This window comes from Streptomyces physcomitrii (assembly GCF_012273655.1).
In the GTDB taxonomy this organism is placed as follows: Bacteria; Actinomycetota; Actinomycetes; order Streptomycetales; family Streptomycetaceae; genus Streptomyces; species Streptomyces physcomitrii.
In genome coordinates this window covers 111456-128861 of sequence record NZ_JAAWWP010000014.1, presented here as the reverse complement: position 1 = coordinate 128861, position 17406 = coordinate 111456, and the positions used below count along the sequence as shown (strand labels likewise).

At 74.0% G+C, this 17406-nt stretch carries 16 protein-coding genes; 11 read left to right on the top strand and 5 right to left on the bottom strand.

All coding sequences use genetic code 11. The features are described 5' to 3' along the window. Positions 1-3 precede the first annotated feature (3 nt). From xylA to phzG, 5 genes are all read left to right on the top strand, one after another. On the top strand, positions 4-1179 hold the full coding sequence (gene xylA, locus HFV08_RS21890; RefSeq protein ID WP_168541636.1) for a xylose isomerase: 1176 nt from the start codon (positions 4-6) through the stop codon (positions 1177-1179). A gap of 195 nt (positions 1180-1374) precedes the next feature. Further along, positions 1375-3195 (top strand): pectate lyase-like domain-containing protein, encoded by a 1821-nt coding sequence (locus HFV08_RS21885; RefSeq protein ID WP_168541634.1) that lies wholly within the window; start codon positions 1375-1377, stop codon positions 3193-3195. A 450-nt stretch (positions 3196-3645) separates the two neighbouring features. Beyond that, a complete protein-coding gene (locus HFV08_RS21880) occupies positions 3646-4818 on the top strand; it encodes a 3-deoxy-7-phosphoheptulonate synthase (protein WP_168541632.1) in 1173 nt (390 codons plus the stop codon). A 53-nt stretch (positions 4819-4871) separates the two neighbouring features. Then, positions 4872-5708 (top strand): PhzF family protein, encoded by an 837-nt coding sequence (locus tag HFV08_RS21875; RefSeq protein WP_168541630.1) that lies wholly within the window; start codon positions 4872-4874, stop codon positions 5706-5708. A 42-nt stretch (positions 5709-5750) separates the two neighbouring features. Continuing rightward, the gene (phzG, locus tag HFV08_RS21870) at positions 5751-6395 is read left to right on the top strand and encodes a phenazine biosynthesis FMN-dependent oxidase PhzG (protein ID WP_168541628.1); all 645 of its coding nucleotides are present in this window, start codon (positions 5751-5753) and stop codon (positions 6393-6395) included. 57 nt (positions 6396-6452) lie between these two features. Here the strand turns inward: phzG and gntA are convergent, their stop codons facing one another. Next, entirely contained in the window at positions 6453-7109 is a 657-nt protein-coding gene (gntA, locus tag HFV08_RS21865; protein ID WP_168541626.1) for a guanitoxin biosynthesis heme-dependent pre-guanitoxin N-hydroxylase GntA, read from the bottom strand. A 336-nt stretch (positions 7110-7445) separates the two neighbouring features. Here gntA and HFV08_RS21860 point away from each other — a divergent pair, with 336 nt between their 5' ends. The 3 genes from HFV08_RS21860 (at position 7446) to HFV08_RS21850 (ending at position 10157) form a co-directional block, all read left to right on the top strand. After that, positions 7446-7868 carry an ATP-binding protein gene (locus HFV08_RS21860; RefSeq protein ID WP_168541624.1) on the top strand — a complete coding sequence of 141 codons (423 nt, stop codon included), beginning with the start codon at positions 7446-7448 and terminating at the stop codon, positions 7866-7868. Positions 7869-8006: 138 nt separating this feature from the next. Further along, a complete protein-coding gene (locus HFV08_RS21855; protein WP_312885777.1) occupies positions 8007-9029 on the top strand; it encodes an SMP-30/gluconolactonase/LRE family protein in 1023 nt (340 codons plus the stop codon). Positions 9030-9161: 132 nt separating this feature from the next. After that, positions 9162-10157: a helix-turn-helix domain-containing protein gene (locus tag HFV08_RS21850; RefSeq protein ID WP_168541620.1), complete on the top strand. Its 996-nt coding sequence runs from the start codon at positions 9162-9164 to the stop codon at positions 10155-10157. Here the strand turns inward: HFV08_RS21850 and HFV08_RS21845 are convergent. Continuing rightward, a complete protein-coding gene (locus HFV08_RS21845) occupies positions 10133-11395 on the bottom strand; it encodes a TDT family transporter (protein WP_168541618.1) in 1263 nt (420 codons plus the stop codon). The genes HFV08_RS21850 and HFV08_RS21845 overlap by 25 nt on opposite strands. A 71-nt stretch (positions 11396-11466) precedes the next feature. Between HFV08_RS21845 and HFV08_RS21840 the strand changes: the two genes are divergently transcribed. The 3 genes from HFV08_RS21840 (at position 11467) to HFV08_RS21830 (ending at position 15031) form a co-directional block, all read left to right on the top strand. After that, positions 11467-12456: a LysR family transcriptional regulator gene (locus HFV08_RS21840; RefSeq protein WP_168541616.1), complete on the top strand. Its 990-nt coding sequence runs from the start codon at positions 11467-11469 to the stop codon at positions 12454-12456. Between the two features lie 146 nt (positions 12457-12602). Continuing rightward, positions 12603-13367 (top strand): YqjF family protein, encoded by a 765-nt coding sequence (locus HFV08_RS21835; protein ID WP_376770688.1) that lies wholly within the window; start codon positions 12603-12605, stop codon positions 13365-13367. 149 nt (positions 13368-13516) lie between these two features. Next, a complete protein-coding gene (locus HFV08_RS21830) occupies positions 13517-15031 on the top strand; it encodes an FG-GAP repeat domain-containing protein (protein WP_168541614.1) in 1515 nt (504 codons plus the stop codon). A 101-nt stretch (positions 15032-15132) separates the two neighbouring features. Here the strand turns inward: HFV08_RS21830 and HFV08_RS21825 are convergent, their stop codons facing one another. From HFV08_RS21825 to HFV08_RS21815, 3 genes are all read right to left on the bottom strand, one after another. Further along, positions 15133-15348: a hypothetical protein gene (locus HFV08_RS21825; RefSeq protein WP_168541526.1), complete on the bottom strand. Its 216-nt coding sequence runs from the start codon at positions 15346-15348 to the stop codon at positions 15133-15135. Positions 15349-15523: 175 nt separating this feature from the next. After that, positions 15524-16261, bottom strand: coding sequence for a class I SAM-dependent methyltransferase (locus tag HFV08_RS21820; RefSeq protein WP_168541612.1), 738 nt, complete (start codon positions 16259-16261; stop codon positions 15524-15526). Between the two features lie 100 nt (positions 16262-16361). Beyond that, entirely contained in the window at positions 16362-17339 is a 978-nt protein-coding gene (locus tag HFV08_RS21815) for a LysR family transcriptional regulator (RefSeq protein WP_168541610.1), read from the bottom strand. Positions 17340-17406 lie beyond the last annotated feature (67 nt).

The following is a 17406-nucleotide window of genomic DNA, read 5'->3' as shown; positions in this document are numbered from 1 at the left end:
TCCATGCCCGACAGCCTCACCCCGGTACCCGCCCACAAGTTCTCCTTCGGACTGTGGACCGTGGGCTGGCAGGGCCGGGACCCCTTCGGCGACAGCACCCGCGAGGCGCTCGACCCGGTGGAGACCGTGCACCGGCTCGCCGGACTCGGCGCCTACGGGGTCACCTTCCACGACGACGACCTGATCCCCTTCGGCTCCGGCGAGGCCGCCCGCGAGGCGGCGGTGGCCCGCTTCCGCCGTGCCCTGGACGAGACCGGCCTGACCGTCCCGATGGCCACCACCAACCTCTTCACCCACCCCGTCTTCAAGGACGGCGCCTTCACCGCCAACGACCGCGACGTACGCCGCTTCGCGCTGCGCAAGACCCTGCGCAACATCGACCTCGCCGCCTCGCTCGGCGCCCGCACCTATGTCGCCTGGGGCGGGCGCGAGGGCGCCGAGTCCGGTGCCGCCAAGGACGTCCGCCTCGCCCTCGACCGCCTCAAGGAGGCCTTCGACCTGCTCGCCGACCACGTGGTGGAGCAGGGCTACCCGCTGCGCTTCGCCCTGGAGCCGAAGCCGAACGAGCCGCGCGGCGACATCCTGCTGCCCACCGTCGGCCACGCCCTCGCCTTCATCGAACGCCTGGAGCGCCCCGATCTCTTCGGCGTCAACCCGGAGACCGGGCACGAGCAGATGGCCGGGCTCAACTACACCCACGGCATCGCCCAGGCCCTGTGGGCGGGCAAGCTCTTCCATCTCGACCTCAACGGCCAGAGCGGGATCAAGTACGACCAGGACCTCCGCTTCGGCGCGGGCAATCTGCGCGACGCCTTCTGGCTCGTGGACCTCCTGGAGAGCGCGGGGTACGAAGGCCCCCGGCACTTCGACTTCAAGCCGCCGCGCACCGAGGACGCCGAGGGGGTGTGGGCCTCCGCCGCGGGCTGTATGCGCACCTACCTGCTGCTCAAGGAGCGCGCCGCCGCCTTCCGCGCCGACCCCGAGGTGCAGTCCGCGCTGAAGGCCGCCCGCCTCGACGAACTCGCCCTCCCCACCCTGCACTTCGGCGAGAGCCCGGCCGAACTCCTCGCCGACCGCAGCGCCTTCGAGGACTTCGACGCCGAGGCCGCGGGCGCCCGCGGCATGGCCTTCGAACACCTCGACCAGCTCGCCGTCGAGCATCTGATGGGCGCCCGCTGAGCACGCGCCGAGCCCCCGTGGGGCAGAGGGAGCGCGGGGGAGCGGGGCAGCGGTCGGCGGGGCGCAATTCCTCTGCTGCTTGAAGGAGTTGCGGCACGAGTCTTGACGCCGTGTTCACAAGTCAGAACCATGACTGGGCAGCGAGCGCGCTATGAGTCTTCCACCGTTCATTTAGTGAAGTAGGAGAAAGCGCCCATGCCTACACCCCCCACCGAGCCGACGGGCCGTCCCACCCCGGCGGAAGGCCGGCCCGCCCGCCGGACGATCCTGGCGGCCGCCGCCGCGGCCGTCCCCGCCGCGGGACTGCTCTCCGCCCAGAGCGCCGCCGCGGCCCCCGCCTCCGCCACCCCGGGCGGCGCCGGGGCGGGCCGCGCGGCCGACCCCGACCTCGGGCCCAACGTCGTGGTCTTCGACCCCGCCACCCCGGACATCCAGGCCAAGCTGGACGAGATCTTCAGCAAGCAGGAGAAGGCCCAGTTCGGCACCGGCCGCTACGCCCTCTTCTTCAAGCCGGGCACCTACAACGGCCTCAACGCCCAACTCGGCTTCTACACCGCCATCGCCGGTCTCGGCCTGGTCCCCGACGACACCACCATCAACGGGGACGTCACGGTGGACGCGGGCTGGTTCGACGGCAACGCCACCCAGAACTTCTGGCGCTCCGCCGAGAACCTCGCCCTGGTCCCGGTGAGCGGCAGCAACCGCTGGGCCGTCTCGCAGGCCGCGCCCTTCCGCCGGATGCATGTCAGGGGCGACCTCAACCTGGCCCCCGACGGCTACGGCTGGGCCAGCGGCGGCTACATCGCCGACAGCCGCATCGACGGCAAGGTGACCCCGTACTCGCAGCAGCAGTGGTACACCCGCGACAGCTCGGTCGGCGGCTGGGAGAACGCGGTCTGGAACATGGTCTTCTCCGGCGTCGAGGGCGCCCCCGGGGACAGCTTCCCGGAGCCCCCGTACACCACCCTGCAGACCACCCCCGTCTCCCGTGAGAAGCCCTTCCTCTACCTGGACGGCGAGGAGTTCAAGGTCTTCGTCCCCGAGAAGCGGACCGACGCCCGGGGCACCACCTGGGGCAGCGGCACCCCGCGCGGCACCTCGCTGCCGCTCAGCGAGTTCTACGTGGTCAAGGAGGGCGCCGACGCCGCGGCCATCAACGACGCGCTCGGGCAGGGCCTCAACCTCCTCTTCACGCCCGGCATCTACCACGTCGACCGGGCCATCGAGGTCACCCGCGCGAACACCGTGGTCCTCGGCCTCGGCTACGCCACCCTGATCCCCGACAACGGTGTCACCGCGCTGAAGGTGGCCGATGTCGACGGCGTACGCCTCGCCGGTCTGCTCCTCGACGCGGGCAGCACCAACTCGGAGACACTGCTGGAGGTCGGCCCCGACGGCGCCTCCGCCGACCACGCCGAGAACCCGATCACCGTCCAGGACGTCTTCATCCGCATCGGCGGCGCCGGGCCCGGCAAGGCCACCACCAGCATGGTGATCAACAGCAGGCACACCGTCGTCGACCACACCTGGGTCTGGCGCGCGGACCACGGCGACGGCGTCGGCTGGGAGACCAACCGCGCCGACTACGGCGTCCGGGTCGAGGGCGACGACGTGCTCGCCACCGGGCTCTTCGTCGAGCACTTCAACAAGTACGACGTCCAGTGGAACGGCGAACGCGGCCGCACGATCTTCTACCAGAACGAGAAGGCCTACGACGCCCCCGACCAGGCCGCCATCCAGAACGGCGACCTGAAGGGCTTCGCCGCCTACAAGGTCGCCGACTCGGTCACCACCCACGAGGGCTGGGGACTCGGCAGCTACTGCTTCTACAACGTCGACCCCACCATCCGCCAGGGCCACGGCTTCGCGGCGCCCAACGCCCCCGGGGTGAAGTTCCACCACCTGCTCGTCGTCTCGCTCGGCGGCAAGGGCCAGTACGACCACGTCATCAACGACCTCGGCGACCCCACCTCCGGCGAGGACACCGTGCCGTCGAAGATCGTCCAGTACCCCTGAGACCACCGGTTCTCCTGAGCCGTACCCCGTGAGCCGTGCTCGCGGTCCCCGGTGCGCCCGCCACGCTCCCCGCGTGGCGGGCGCACCCGCGTCCGGGGCCCCGCACCGGCGGCATGCGACCCCAACTCCCTTGTGTGGCAAGCGGGTTGGTGTGCAACAGCGGAGTACCGCTCCTCCCGTGGGGCGGTGCTTTCTGGGAGAGTGCGACGGCCCCGGGGAGGGCACCTCGCTCCAGCCTCCGCGCACCGGGATCCGAGCCGCCCTTGTTCCGCCTTGTCCTGCCCTGCTCTGCCCTGCTCCGCCCTGCCCTGCTCGCGGGGCGGGGAGCACCGCGCGCCGTACGACTGTGCACGTACCCGGAGAAGCAGCCCGACCCGGCGCCGGGCCGTGGTCCGGGACCGAGCGCCGCCCGAGCGAAGACGCCATGCCCGCCGCAGGATCGGAGTCCCGATGGAAGAGGCCGTCCGCGAGATCCGTGTCACCGAGGCGCTGCAGCAGCCTCGGTGGGGCGATGCCCGCCAGGTGCGCCGGGTCCGGGAGGCGCTGGCGGCCCGGCCGCCGCTGGTGCGCGCCGAGGACATCGCCCGGCTGCGGACCCGGCTCGCCGCGGTCGCCCGCGGCGAGGCGCTCGTCGTCCAGGCGGGGGACTGCGCGGAGGACCCCCGGGAGTGCACCCGGGTGGACGCCGACCGCAAGCGTGCGGTGCTCGACCTGCTCGCCGGGGCCCTGCGGGCGACCGCGCACCGCCCGGTGATCCGGGTGGGCCGTATCGCCGGGCAGTTCGCCAAGCCGCGCTCCCGGCCGACCGAGCGGGTGGGCGACTGCGAACTCCCCTCCTACCGCGGCCACTTGGTCAACGCGCCCGAACCCGACGCGGACAGCAGACGCCCCGACCCGCTGCGCATCCTCACCGGCTACATGGCCGCCGCCGAACTCCTCGGCCACCTCGGCTGGCGCCCCGGCGCCGGGACCGCCCCGCCCGAGGCCGCGGTGTGGACCAGCCACGAGGCGCTCCTGATGGACTACGAAGTGCCCCTGGTCCGCACCGCCGAGGACGGCACCCCCTTCCTCGGCTCCACCCACTGGCCGTGGATCGGGGAGCGCACCCGGCAGGTCACCGGCGCCCATGTCGCCCTGCTCGCGGAGGTCGGCAACCCGGTGGCCTGCAAGGTAGGACCGGGGACGACCCCCGCCGAACTCCTCGCGCTGTGCGCCCGGTTGGACCCGGAACGGGAGGCGGGACGGCTCACCCTGATCGCCCGGATGGGCGCCGAGAAGGTCGCCGAGCTGCTGCCCCGGCTGGTCGCCGCGGTACGCGCGGCCGGGCACCCGGTGATCTGGCTCAGCGACCCGATGCACGGCAACACCCTCACCGCGCCCGGCGGCCACAAGACCCGGCGGGTGCGCACCCTCGCCCAGGAGGTGTCCCGCTTCTGCGCGGCGGTCCGCGGTGAGGGCGGCGTGCCCGGCGGCCTGCACCTGGAGACCACCCCGGACGAGGTCACCGAGTGCGTGTCCGGGGACGCGGCACTCGACCACGTCGGCGACCGCTACACCAGCCTGTGCGATCCGAGACTCACCCCCTGGCAGGCGCTGTCCGTGGTCCAGGCCTGGGGGACCTGACGATCCGGGGACCGCGCCCGCCCGGCACCGACCGCTGACCCGCTGGAGGTTCCATGTACGCCTATGTCGTCGTCGACGCGTTCGCGAGAAAACCGCTCACCGGCAATCCGGTCGCCGTGTTCTTCGACGGCGACGACCTGCCCGCCGCCCGCATGCAGCGCATCGCCCGCGAGATGAACCTCTCCGAGACCACCTTCGTCCTCCAGCCCCGGGAGGGCGGCGACGCCCGGGTGCGCATCTTCACCCCGGTCAACGAACTGCCGTTCGCCGGGCACCCGTTGCTCGGCACCGCGATCGCGCTCGGCACCCGTACCGAGGCGGCGCGGCTGCGCCTGGAGACCGCCATGGGCGTCATCCCCTTCGAGCTGGAGCGCGAGGGCCCGGTGGTGCGGGCCGCGCGCATGCGGCAGCCGGTCCCCACCTGGGAGCCCTTCGACCGGGCCCCCGAACTGCTCGCCGCCCTCGGCCTCGACGGCTCCACCCTGCCGGTGGAGATCTACCGCAACGGCCCCCGGCACGTCTTCGTCGGCCTCGACAGCGTGGCGGCGCTCTCCGCCCTCGACCCGGACCACCGGGCGCTCGGGGCCTTCCCCGACATGGCCACCAACTGCTTCGCCGGGGCGGGCGGCCAGTGGCGCAGCCGGATGTTCTCCCCGGCCTACGGCGTCGTCGAGGACGCGGCCACCGGATCCGCGGCCGGCCCGCTGGCGATCCACCTGGCCCGGCACGGACTCGCCCCCTACGGCACCCGGATCGAGATCACCCAGGGCGTGGAGATCGGCCGCCCCTCCCCGATGCGGGCCCTCGCCCTGGGGCAGGGGGAGCGGGTGGACACCGTCGAGGTCGCGGGGGACGGCGTCGTGGTGATCGAGGGCACCCTGACGGTGTGACCGGCCCCCGCCGCGGGCCGGGACGAGCAGCGAGGAGTGGGTATGAGCAGCAGGTCGGAGTCGCTGACCGGGACGCTGAGAACCGCGTTCCCCGAGTACGCGGAGCCCCCCGCGCAGCCGCTCGGGCTGCTGCGCGAGTGGCTGGACGAGGCCACCCGCCTCGGCGTCCGGGAGCCCCGGGCCCTGGCCCTGGCCACCGCGGACGCCCGGGGACGGACCTCCTCGCGGACCGTCGTCCTGAACCAGGTCACCGACGAGGGCCTGGTCTTCGCCTCGCACGCCGGGAGCCGCAAGGGCCGCGAGATCGCCGCCAACCCCTGGGCCTCCGGCGTCCTGTACTGGCGGGAGAGCAGCCGGCAGATCACCGTCGCGGGCCCGGCGCGCCCGCTGCCCGCGGCGGACTCCGATGCCCTGTGGCAGGCCCGGCCGGTGTTCACCCACGCCATGACCACGGCCTCCCGGCAGAGCGAGCCGCTGCGCGACCTCGCGCACGCCGAGGAGCTGCGGGCGAGGGCCCGGGGGCTCGCGGTTCCTCAGGCCCCGCTGCCCCGCCCCGCCTCGTACGTCGGCTTCCTGCTCGTGCCCGAGTCCGTCGAGTTCTGGGCGGACGGCGCCGACCGGCTGCACGAACGGCTCCGCTACGAGAGCGGCGCCGACGGCTGGGAGGTCACCCGGCTCCAGCCCTGAGCCGGGGTGCGCGGTGCCGCGCCGGGCCGGTGCCGCCCGGCGCGGACCGCCGCGGGTTCAGCTCCGGGCGCTGAAGGGGCAGGCCCAGTCCGAGGGCTTGCGCCGCCCGGAGTAGCGGCGGGCCTCGGACAGCTCCTCGTACTCCACCAGGTTCGGGTTGATGCTGCCGGACAGCTGCACGTCCTGCTTGCGTATCTTCTCCTGGAGGCGGTCCCAGAGGCCGGCCGCCTTGATCCGGTCGAACTGCGCGTGCGAGTTGAAGGCCAGCATCGGGAAGGGCGGGCGGCGGCCGACCCTGCTGTGCGTCTCGTGCAGTCCGATGACGAAGAAGGGGTGCCCGGCGACGCTGTAGGCGAAGCGCCCGGAGGCGGGGTCGGACTCGTAGCCCTCGGCCCAGGTGTGCGCCACGCTGTCGTGGTCGTGCAGGGCCTGGAGGTGCTCCCACATCCGGCACTCGAAGTCGACGTCGCTCAGGTCCAGCGGGCCGGAGAAGGTGGCGACGAAGCTGGTGAAGGGCTTGGCCTCCCAGTCCACGGACTTCACGTACCGCTCCAGATCGGCCGCCATCAGGCGGGCCGCGGAATCCTCCCCGAGCCAGGTGTAGTGATGATGGGTGATGCCGCCCTGTCGCCAGGCCGAACGGCCGGCGAGGCACGGAAAGGAGTCTCCGAGCAGGAACTGCCCGACTTCGGCGGCAGCGGCGTCAACCAGCATGTTGTGCGACTTTCTTGTGAAGGTGAGGTCCCGGGCCGGAATGTGGCCTCAGGCAGTGAAGAACGCGGGTGGCCCACCCGTCAAGTGACCTTCGGCCCCGACTCCCGAGGCCGACTGCCCTTTCCGTCTTTTCGCAGGTCACGAGGGTGCCTCCGGTCCAGTCGATCATCGTGCCCCGGAGCCCCTCGACGACCCCGCGCCGGGCCGCCGCCGATCTTCGCCTCCGGCCGTGCGCCGCCCTCGTGTCCGGTCGCCCCGCGGGCCCCGCCGGATGCCCGGGTGTAATGCCCGAAGCTGCGGGCAGCCGAGCATCAGTGCTACGGGGAGTGATGTGCGATGGAGTGCCGGACGAGGCCCGAGGACGGCGCCGGGAAACCGGTCGGCCAGGAGCTGCGGTTCGCCGAACCGCAGAGCGCGGCGGAGGCTCGCCGCGCGGTGGAGGACCTGCTGGCGGAACGTGCCCGGCCGGGGGAGGTCTCCCCGGTGAGCGACGCCGTCCTGGTCGCCACCGAACTGGTCACCAACGCGCTGCGCCACGGCGGCGGCGTGGCCGAATTCCGCACCGCCGTGACGGCGGGCGGACTGCGACTCTCGGTGAGCGACCGCAGCAGCAGCTTCCCCCGAGTGCTGCCCCGGGGCCGCGCCATGACCCCCGGCGGCTACGGCTGGCCCCTGATCCGCCGCCTGGCCCGGGAGATCGAGGTCGCCCTGCTCCCGGGCGGCGGCAAGCGCATCAGCCTGCTCGTACCTCTACGCTGAGATCCGGCGCCCTTTCGCCCCGGCACCCCGAGTGCCCCTTCCGTACGGAGGACGAGAGGCCGCCGCGAGCCGAAGGGGGACGCGATGCGCCCGCGGAAGTGGAGACCGCCCGCCGCGCCGGAGCGGGCCCGGCAGCGCGTGAGCACGCCCCCGCTGCCCCCGGTGCACCGGCTCGCCCTCCCCGCCGCAGGCCCCGAGGACGTCGTCCTGGACGCCGAGGGCCGGATCCTCACCGGGGTGGCCGACGGGCGGCTGCTGCGGGTCGACCCGGACACGGGGGAGGTCGCCACCCTGGCCCGCACCGGCGGCAGACCCCTCGGCCTGGAGCTCTGCCCGGACGGCACCCTGCTGGTCTGCGACAGCCGCCGCGGACTGCTGCGCGTCACGCCCGCGGACGCCCGGGAGAGCGGGGGCTCCGGGGACGGCGGAGACCCCGGGCAAGCGGCCACCGGCGACCCGGATGCCGGTGATACGGGCCCCGCGCCCGGCAGCGTCGAGGTGCTGGTCGACCGGGTCGAGGGCGAGCCGCTGACCTTCGCCAGCAATGTCGTCCTCGACCCGGCCGACGGCACCGTCTACTTCACCGCCTCCAGCCGCCGCTTCGACCTGGAGCACTACCTCGGCGACCTCATCGAGCACTCCGGGACCGGGCGGCTGCTGCGCCGCCGCCCCGACGGCCGGGTGGACACCCTCCTGGACGGGCTGCACTTCGCCAACGGCCTGGTCCTGGCGCCGGACCGCTCCTTCCTCGTCCTCGCCGAGACCGGCGGCTACTGCCTCACCCGCTACTGGCTGACCGGGCCGAAGGCGGGCACCCGCGAGGAGCTCCTCGGCAATCTGCCGGGATTCCCGGACAACCTCGCCCTCGGCAGCGACGGACTGATCTGGGTGGCCCTCCCCACCTCGCGCAATCCGCTGCTCGACCGGCTGCTGCCGCTGCCCGGGCTGCTGCGGCGGCTGGTGTGGGCGCTGCCGGAGTGGGCGAGCCCCGGCCCCGACCGCACCACCTGGGTCCTCGCCGTCTCCCTCGACGGGCGCCTCGTCCACGACCTCCAGAGCGAGGGCTCCTACGCGATGGTCACCAGCGTCCGGGAACGCCAGGGCCGCCTCTACCTCGGCAGCCTCCACGAGAGCGCCCTCGCCACCACGTACGTTCCCTGACCTCCTCCGCCGCGCGGCGCAGCCCCCTGACCGGGGCGCTGTGCGGACGTTCAGCAGACGTATATCGCCGCCCTGTGTACTCCGTGCACGCCTTGACACGGCAAGGCGCTCGGAACGCGGACGGAGGCGCGGATGCTCACCGAGAGGGTGCTGCAGTGCGGGGACGTGGCGGAAGTCGAGCGACTCGAATACTGGCAGGAGCTGGTCGGCGAGAGACATGCCGAAGGGGAGCTGTTCAGCGAGCACCGGGACGACTTCTGGGCGCGCTACCGCTTCATCGACCTGGGCGTCGTCACGGCCTGGCCCGCGCAGTGCAAGCCGCTGGTCTTCCGGCGCACGGCCCGGCACGTCCGGCGCTCGGACCCCGAACTCCTGCATGTCTCGGTGCCGTTGTGCGGTTCGCTGCGGATCAGCCGGGGCGAGGAGCAGTACACGGTCGGCTCGCGTGAACTCGTCGTTGCCGACAGCTCCCGGCCGAGCGTCGTGCGGGTGGGCTCCGGCACCGGGCTCTACGCCTGCGGGGCGGTGGAGATCCCCAAGGCGCTGGTGCCGCTGCCCCGCCGCCAGATCCAGGAGGCGGGACGGCTGCGCCCCGGCGCACGCACCGGATACGGCGCGCTGCTCGGCCAGTTGCTGACCCAGCTGGCCGGACCCGCCCGCCAGTACCGGCCCGCGGACGCGCCCCGCCTCGGGATGCTGGTGATCGACCTCTTCTCCGGGCTCCTCGCCCAGGCCTTCGACGCCGAGAGCGCGCTCAGCCCGGAGTCCCACCGGCGCTCGCTGGTCCTGCGGATCAAGGCCTTCATCCTGGAGAACCTGCACGAGGCCGAGCTGACCCCGTCCGCGATCGCCGAGGCACACCACATCTCCGTCAGCTATCTGCACCGCCTCTTCGAGAACGAGGAGGCGACGGTCGCCGCGTGGATCCGCCGCAGACGCCTGGAGCGGGCCCGGCGCGATCTTGCCGACCCGGCCCAGGCGGCCACCCGCATCCACGCGATCGCCGCCCGCTGGTGCTTCGCCAACGCCTCCGACTTCACCCGCGCCTTCCGTACCGCCTTCGGCACCTCGCCCCGGGACTTCCGGGGGAGCGTGCTCAGCGGTCAGGACCCGGCGGACACCGACTGAGCGGGCGCGGGCGCCGGGGGCAGGAAGAGCCGCCCCGACAGGGCGCCCCGCGCGGTCCGCCAGGCCACCGTCGCCCAGGCGGCCACGAGCAGGGCGTAGAGAGCGAGGGCGGCCCCGGTGAACAGCGCGGAGTCCAGCCGGAGCGCCAGGGCGCTGCTGCCGGTGACACAGGTGCCGAGCGGGAAGGTGAAGCTCCACCAGCTCAGCGAGAAGGGCAGCCCGCCCCGTGCGGTGCGCACCGTGAGGGCCGCGGCGAGCGTCAGCCACAGCATGGCGAACCCCCAGACCGGCACCCCGTAGAGGAAGCCGAAGACCTCCGCGCCGGTGGCGTAGGGCCCCGGCAGCGCGAGCGGTGCGGCTCCGCCGAGGAGGTTCGCGGCGGTCACCGACTGCCCGAGGGGGCCGAGCACGAGCCAGAGCGTCGGCACCAGGGCGGCCGGTCCGGGGCCGTGGTGGACCAGCCTGCCCCAGACCTGGGTCAGCACGAGCAGCGCGGCGAAGAGGCTGATCCCGAACATCGCGTAGCAGGCGAGCAGCAGCGCGAGCCGCCCCTGCCCCGGCGGCAGATGCGGGACGAGCGCGGCGCCCCCGGCCGCCGAGACCATCGGCGGGACCACCGGCATCAGCCAGCCCCCGAAGGCGGAACCGGCCGCCGCCGGGCGCCCGGTGATCGCGCGGTACGGAATCCAGACGCAGGTGGCGAGGCCGAGCAGGGTCCCGGCGGACCACAGGACCGCGTCGACGCCGAGCGCGGCCCCGGCGCCGATCCAGTCCCGGCCGAGGGACAGGGTCCCGGCGCCCACCGTCACCAGGGCCATCGCCGGGGCGCCCCAGTAGTGCGCCGTCACCGGGTGGCGGGCATGGCCGAGGGCCTCTTCCCGGTGGCGGGTCCAGTGCACGGCCCAGGCCGCGGTGAGCGCGAGCAGCAGCAGCGCCGCGAGCGCCCAGACCGCGGTGGCGAGGGGGCGCAGACCCGGGGCGTGGACGGGCAGCCCGGCCGCCGCGTTCGCCACGATGCCGGTGCCCATCACACAGGCGAACCAGTTCGGGCCCAGATGCCGGAAGAGGTCGGCCGGGCGGTCCAGCGCGCTCAGCACCCGGCCCGGTGGCCGGGCGTACCCGGATCGCGTCCGGGGGGTCTTTTCGTCCAGCGCGGAGCGGGCGGAAGTCTGCGGACCCGTCCTGGGGTCCTTCGGCGGGATCGGGTTCCGGTCCCGGACGGCGGCAGGGGTGCTCATGGGGTCCACTCTCGAAGGTCCGCCGCCGCTCCGGTAGGGGCCGGTACGGCATGGGGTCATAGACTGGGCTTATGCCTCTACCCAGCCGGGTCGGCGACCTCGGCCCCTTCGACCTGCTGCTCTCCGTCGCCCGCCTCGGCAGCGTCGGGGCGGCCGCCCGGGCGCACGGCATCAGCCAGCCCGCCGCCAGCTCCCGGCTGCGGCACCTGGAGCGCCGCCTCGGCCTCGAACTGCTCACCCGCTCGCCCACCGGCTCCCGGCTGACCGAGCACGGCGCCCTGGTCACCGACTGGGCCCGCACCGCCGTCGAGGCCGCCGCCACTCTCGAAGCGGGCATCGCCTCCCTGCACCACGGCGCCGAGTCCCGGCTCCCGGTCGCCGCCAGCATGACCATCGCGGAGTACCTGCTCCCGCACTGGCTGGTACGGTTCCACGCCACCGTGCCCGGCACCACCATCGCCCTGACCACCGGCAACTCCGACGAGGTGGTGGCCGCCGTCCTGGACGGCAGCGCCCGGATCGGCTTCGTGGAGAGCCCGCGCGTCCCCGGAGCACTGCGGTCACAACTCGTGGGCCGCGACGAGCTGACCCTGATCGTGGCCCCCGGGCACCCCTGGAGCCGCCGCGTCCGCACCGGGATCACCCCCGCGGAACTGGCCGCGACACCGCTGGTGAGCCGGGAGCGCGGCTCGGGCACCCGGCTCTCCCTGGAGCGCGCGCTCGGCCGGGGCACCGAGGCGCCCCTCGCCGAACCCCTCCTGGAGCTCTCCTCCACCACCGCGATCAAGACCGCGGTCGCCGAGGGCGTCGCGCCCGCCGTCCTCAGCAGCCTCGCGGTGGCCCGGGACGTCGCCGCGGGCAGCCTCGTCGCCGTCCCGGTGACCGGACTCGACCTCCATCGGCGGCTGCGCGCCGTCCACCGCAGGGGCCACCAACTGGTCGGCGCGGCACGGGACTTGGCCGCCCTCGCCCGCCGGTCCTTCGAGGCCGCCACCCGCGCGGAGGGAACCGGCGGGCAGGCTGCCCCGCTCAGCCAGGGCGGACCTCGCCCGGCACAGTGACACCGCCCACCGAGTCGACCGTCCCATCGGCGGAGCACAGCGCGCCCCCGGCGCCGCCCCAGCCCGCCCCCGGCGGGACGAACGTCACACCGCGCGCGGACCCGCGGCCCTACCGCGCCCCGCGCGCGCACTGCGATGCTGCTCCGGTGTCCCTGATCCAGGAGCCCGAGCCCATCACGGCCGACCCGCCGCCCGGACCCGCCACCGGCCCGCTGCTCACCCAGTCCTGGCTGGACCTCGCCTTCCTGCACTGGGCCTACCCGCCCGAGGACGTGGCCCCGCTGCTCCCCGAGGGCACGGTGCCCGACACCCTCGACGGCCTGACCTATGTGGGCCTGGTCGCCTTCCGCATGCACCGCGTCGGCTGGTTCCGGCTCCCCGGCATCCCGTACCTCGGCACCTTCCCGGAGACCAATGTGCGCCTGTACTCCGTGGACGAGCGGGGGCGGCGCGGAGTGGTCTTCCGCTCGCTGGACGCCTCCCGGCTGATACCCGTCGCCGTGGCCCGGTCCGCCTTCCGGCTGCCGTACCTGTGGTCGAAGATGTCCGTACGGCAGGAGGGCGACCTCCTCACCTACACCAGCAGGCGGCGCTGGCCGGGACCGCGCGGCGCCGGAAGCAGGATCGTCGTACGGCGCGGCCCGCGCCTCGCGGAGCCCACCGCGCTGGAGCACTTCCTGACCGCCCGCTGGGGCATGCACAACACCTTCCTCGGCCGCTCCCTCTACCTGCCGAACACCCACCCGCGCTGGCCGCTGCACCGGGCCGAACTCCTGTCCTGCGAGGAGGACCTGGTCGCCGCCGCGGGTCTGCCGAGTCCCGTCGGCCCGCCGGTGAGCGTGCTCTACTCGCCCGGCGTACCGGTGCGCTTCGGCCGCCCGGCCCGGCCCGGCGGCATCCCGACCCCCTGAGCCCCGGGCCGCCGCACCGCACGGCGCCGCCCCGCGCCCGGAGCCGGCCGCCCCGGCACGTTTCCCGGATCCCGCAGAGTGCACAACCATCGGCCCCCCTTCGCCGTCCACCCAGGTGGACATCGCATGACGAGCGAAGGAACTCCTGTATGCCCCTGATACGACACTCCGGTTCCCGCGGCACCCGGCGCCGCGCCCGTGCGGCGGCGCCGCTGGCCGCCGCGCTCCTGGTGGCGGGCGGCCTGAGCATCTGGTCGCTCGCCCCCGAGCAGGCGCACGCCGCGGAGGGCAAGGCCGCCCCGGCCGACGACTTCAACGGCGACGGATACGCGGACCTGGTCTCCGGCGCCCCCGGCGGCACCGTCTCCGGCAAGGCGGGAGCCGGGTATCTGGCCGTGACGTACGGCTCGGCGGACGGACTCGACCCCGCCGAACGCACCCTGGTCAGCCGCTCGACCGGCGGGGTGCCCGGCTCGGCCGTCGCGAAGCAGCACTTCGGCCAGAGCTTCAGCAAGGGCGACCTGGACGGCGACGGGTACAGCGACCTGGTGGTCGGCTCCGCCGCCGGATCGCCGGGCGGTGTGGTGCTCTGGGGCTCGCCCTCGGGCCTGAGCGGCGGCACCGCGCTCGCCGGGTTCGGACAGGCCCCGCAGATCGGCGACTTCGACGGTGACGGCCAGGCCGACCTCGCCCTCTTCGGCGACGCCGAGGTCGAGGGCGACGACCCCGTCACCCAGCAGGCCAACCTCTGGAAGGGCCCGCTCACCCGCGCCGGGAAGCCCGCCCAAGTGCTCGACTTCCTCGACAAGTCGCAGTGGTGGGGCTACGGCGACGAGGGCCCCGGCTGCGACACCGACGACTCCTGCGTCGACGGACCCCACTCGCTCGGCGGCCCGGTCGAGGCCAAGGCGGTCGGCGACGTCGACGGCGACCGGCGCGATGACATCGCTGTCTGGGAGTACGAGGGCGACGGAGTCTGGGGCAACCACGTCCTGCTCGGCGGCGCCACCGGCTTCAAGAACAGCGGCACCCTCGGCGAGATCGGCAGCGTCGGCGACGACGGGGCGACCGCCGTGGGCGATGTCGACGGCGACGGCTACGGCGACGTGGTCATCGGCGCGGGCGAGGCCACCGGCAAGGTCACCGTCGTGCACGGCTCCGCCGAGGGCCCCTCCGCCGAGCGCGTCCAGTCCTTCGACCAGAGCCTGCCCGGCTTCTACGGGGCCGAGGAGGAGGGCGACCGTACGGGCTCCTGTGTCGCGGTGGCCGATGTGACCGGCGACGGCCGCGCGGAGGTCGCGCTCGGCATCAGCGGCGAGGACTTCAGCGGCCTGACCGACGCCGGTTCGGCCGCCCTGCTCCACGGGAGCCCCTCCGGCGTCACCGGCGAGGGCAGCCAGGTCTTCCACCAGAACAGCCCCGGGGTGCCCGGAGTCGCCGAGAAGGGCGACAAGTTCGGGGCGGCCTGCGCGCTGCTCGACGTGAACGGTGACGGCCACCGCGACCTCGCGGTCTCCTCCACCGCGGAGAACGCCTCGGCCGGTGCGCTGTGGTCCCTGCGCGGCACCGCCGAGGGGGTGACCACCACGGGTGCGACCGCCTTCGGGCCCGGGGACCTCGGCGCTCCGGTGACCAAGGCGCTGCTCGGCAGCCACCTGCGCTGAGTCCGCGGCTGCCGGGCGGTCCGCCGCCCGGCAGCGTGCCGGTCCTGCGGGGGAGGGGCCGCTCCCCGGCCGTACGCCCCTGGCGGGCTTGAACTTCCCGGTCAGTCCCGGGAGTTGTTCGCGTGGCGGATCCAGGCGAAGACGCCCACCACGAACAGGAGGCCGAAGAGCAGAGCGAGCATGGTGCCGCTGCTCAGGCCGCCGCCCCCGGTCGTGCCGCCGTGATGGCCGCCGCCCCGGTAACCACCGCCACGGGAACCCGAGGAGCCGCCACGGGAGCCGCCGGCGGCGAGGACGAGGTGCGCGTAAGGACTCATGATCGGCAAACCAGCCTGGTCCCAGCGGTAGTTCACCGGCTGTTGCGGGTCGGTGACACGCACCGGACACGGCCGCGACGCCCCCGCCACCCGCACGGCCCCGCGCGGGGCGCACCGCCGCTCGGAGGACGTGGACTCCCGGAGACTCCCCGGAACTCCTCGAACTCCCGCCGCCTCAGCGGCGCATCGCGTGCAGGTGCCAGATCATCCCGGTGGCCCGGCCCTGCTCGTCCCACTGCACCTCGTCCGGGTCGACGTGCAGGCCCAGCCGCACAAAGCCCTCGGTGGCCTCCGCCAGCTTCTCCTTGGTCAGGGCCATGGTGTAGAAGTCCGGCCGGATGTCCTGGATGTCCCACCAGGGGCCCAGGTTGGCGCGCAGGTTCTCCTGGCTCACCTGGAACTGCGGCAGCACGAACCCGGTGGCCCGGTCCGCGAAGCAGAAGAGGTGCAGCTGCGCGCCGGGCGCCGTGACGCGGTGCAGGGCCTCGGCGTACGCGCGCTGCTGCTGCTCGCTCAGGCAGTGGTAGAGCGCGCTGTCCAGGACGGTGGTGAACCGCCCGTCCTCCAGCTCGGCCAGCCGCGTCGCGTCCGACTGCACGAACTCGGCGCGCACGCCCAGCTCTTGGGCCCGCTGCCGCGCCCGGCCCAGCGCGGTCGCCGAGGCGTCGACGCCGGTCACCCGGTGGCCCTTGCCCGCGAGGAAGAGCGCGTTCTCCCCGAGCCCGCTGCCCGCGTCGAGGATCTCCCCGGCGAGCTTGCCCTCGCCCTCCAGACGGGCCACGAAGTGCTGCGCCTCGCCGATGTCCCACGGGGTGACGGCGAAGGTGACCTCCGAGCCCCTGACCGGCGGCGCCCCCTGGTAGGTGGCCTCGAAGTCGACATCCTCGACGGAGAACGACGGAGTTTCCGGCATGCCAGATTCCTTTCCGAACGCGGCGGCGGGATTCGCGAAGTGAGCGTACGGTACCCACGCGCTCACCGATACGTGAACATCGTGCCCTTGGGCCACACCATTACCGGTCAGCGGATTCGCCCCCCGCGAGCCGCGCGTCGAGGTCCGGCAGCCAGCTGCCCGGCGGACGCGCCAGCCACCCGTACCGCCCGGCGAGACCGGCGGCGGCCGACAGCAGCGCGTCGAGCCCCGGATGACGCAGCCCCCGGCGCCACACCAGCGAGACCGCGGCGAGCGGCACGGGGTCGGTGAGCGGGCGCAGCACCGTCCCGTCGAGGGTGAGGAACTGGGTGGTGGCGAGGACGGACCAGCCCTGCTTGCGCATCAGCCGGGCGAACTCCCGCTCGCCGTCGATCGAGGGGAAGGGGGCGGCGGAGCGGATGCCGCGCGCGGCGAAGAGCTGCTCGGCCAGCGCCGTCCACTCGGCCGTCGCCGGGTTCCCGGCCCCGGTGTAGAGGGTCTCGCCCGCGAGCCGGTCGAGCGGGATCGCGGGCAGCGCCGCCAGCGGATGGTCCTCGGGCAGCAGCACCGCCATCGCCTCGTAGCGGATCAGCCGGTGCTCCAGTCCGCTGCGCGCGGCGGCGGAGAGCCCCGCGACGCGGCCGAAGGAGACATCGAGGCGGCCCGCGAGGATCTCGTCGGCCGCCCCGGTCAGTCCGCTGTGGAAACGCGCGGTCAACTCGGTCTCGGGCGACGCCCTTCGGGCCTCCTCCAGTACGCGGTTGCCGGTGGCCGCCTGGGCGCGGATGTCGACGAGCAGGGGCCTCTCCGCGTCGGGGGCGAAGGCCGCGAGCAGCGCCTCCTGGGCCTCGGCCAGGCGGCGCGCGTACGGAAGGAGCCGCTCGCCCGCCTCGGTCAGTTCGACCCGCCGGGTGGTGCGCAGGAACAGCGCGGCGCCCAACTGCCGCTCCAGCCGGGCGATATCGCGGCTCAGGGCCTGCTGGGCGAGGTGCAGCCGGGCCGCCGCACGCGAGAAGTGCAGCTCCTCGGCGACGGCGAGAAAGGCCCGCAGGAGGCGGGGGTCGATGTCGTGCGGCACCACGCCATTGAAGCATCGCGGCGATTGACAACTCCCGTGCGTCAATGGCCCCTCAACAGGTGTTGGA

What these genes read in the sequence shown, in the direction of transcription:
- xylA (WP_168541636.1), top strand. Translation starts at nt 4, where the DNA reads ATGCCCGACAGCCTCACCCCGGTACCCGCCCACAAGTTCTCCTTCGGA.
- HFV08_RS21885 (WP_168541634.1), top strand. Translation starts at nt 1,375, where the DNA reads ATGCCTACACCCCCCACCGAGCCGACGGGCCGTCCCACCCCGGCGGAA.
- HFV08_RS21880 (WP_168541632.1), top strand. Translation starts at nt 3,646, where the DNA reads ATGGAAGAGGCCGTCCGCGAGATCCGTGTCACCGAGGCGCTGCAGCAG.
- HFV08_RS21875 (WP_168541630.1), top strand. Translation starts at nt 4,872, where the DNA reads ATGTACGCCTATGTCGTCGTCGACGCGTTCGCGAGAAAACCGCTCACC.
- phzG (WP_168541628.1), top strand. Translation starts at nt 5,751, where the DNA reads ATGAGCAGCAGGTCGGAGTCGCTGACCGGGACGCTGAGAACCGCGTTC.
- gntA (WP_168541626.1), bottom strand. Translation starts at nt 7,109, where the DNA reads ATGCTGGTTGACGCCGCTGCCGCCGAAGTCGGGCAGTTCCTGCTCGGA.
- HFV08_RS21860 (WP_168541624.1), top strand. Translation starts at nt 7,446, where the DNA reads ATGGAGTGCCGGACGAGGCCCGAGGACGGCGCCGGGAAACCGGTCGGC.
- HFV08_RS21850 (WP_168541620.1), top strand. Translation starts at nt 9,162, where the DNA reads ATGCTCACCGAGAGGGTGCTGCAGTGCGGGGACGTGGCGGAAGTCGAG.
- HFV08_RS21845 (WP_168541618.1), bottom strand. Translation starts at nt 11,395, where the DNA reads ATGAGCACCCCTGCCGCCGTCCGGGACCGGAACCCGATCCCGCCGAAG.
- HFV08_RS21840 (WP_168541616.1), top strand. Translation starts at nt 11,467, where the DNA reads ATGCCTCTACCCAGCCGGGTCGGCGACCTCGGCCCCTTCGACCTGCTG.
- HFV08_RS21830 (WP_168541614.1), top strand. Translation starts at nt 13,517, where the DNA reads ATGCCCCTGATACGACACTCCGGTTCCCGCGGCACCCGGCGCCGCGCC.
- HFV08_RS21825 (WP_168541526.1), bottom strand. Translation starts at nt 15,348, where the DNA reads ATGAGTCCTTACGCGCACCTCGTCCTCGCCGCCGGCGGCTCCCGTGGC.
- HFV08_RS21820 (WP_168541612.1), bottom strand. Translation starts at nt 16,261, where the DNA reads ATGCCGGAAACTCCGTCGTTCTCCGTCGAGGATGTCGACTTCGAGGCC.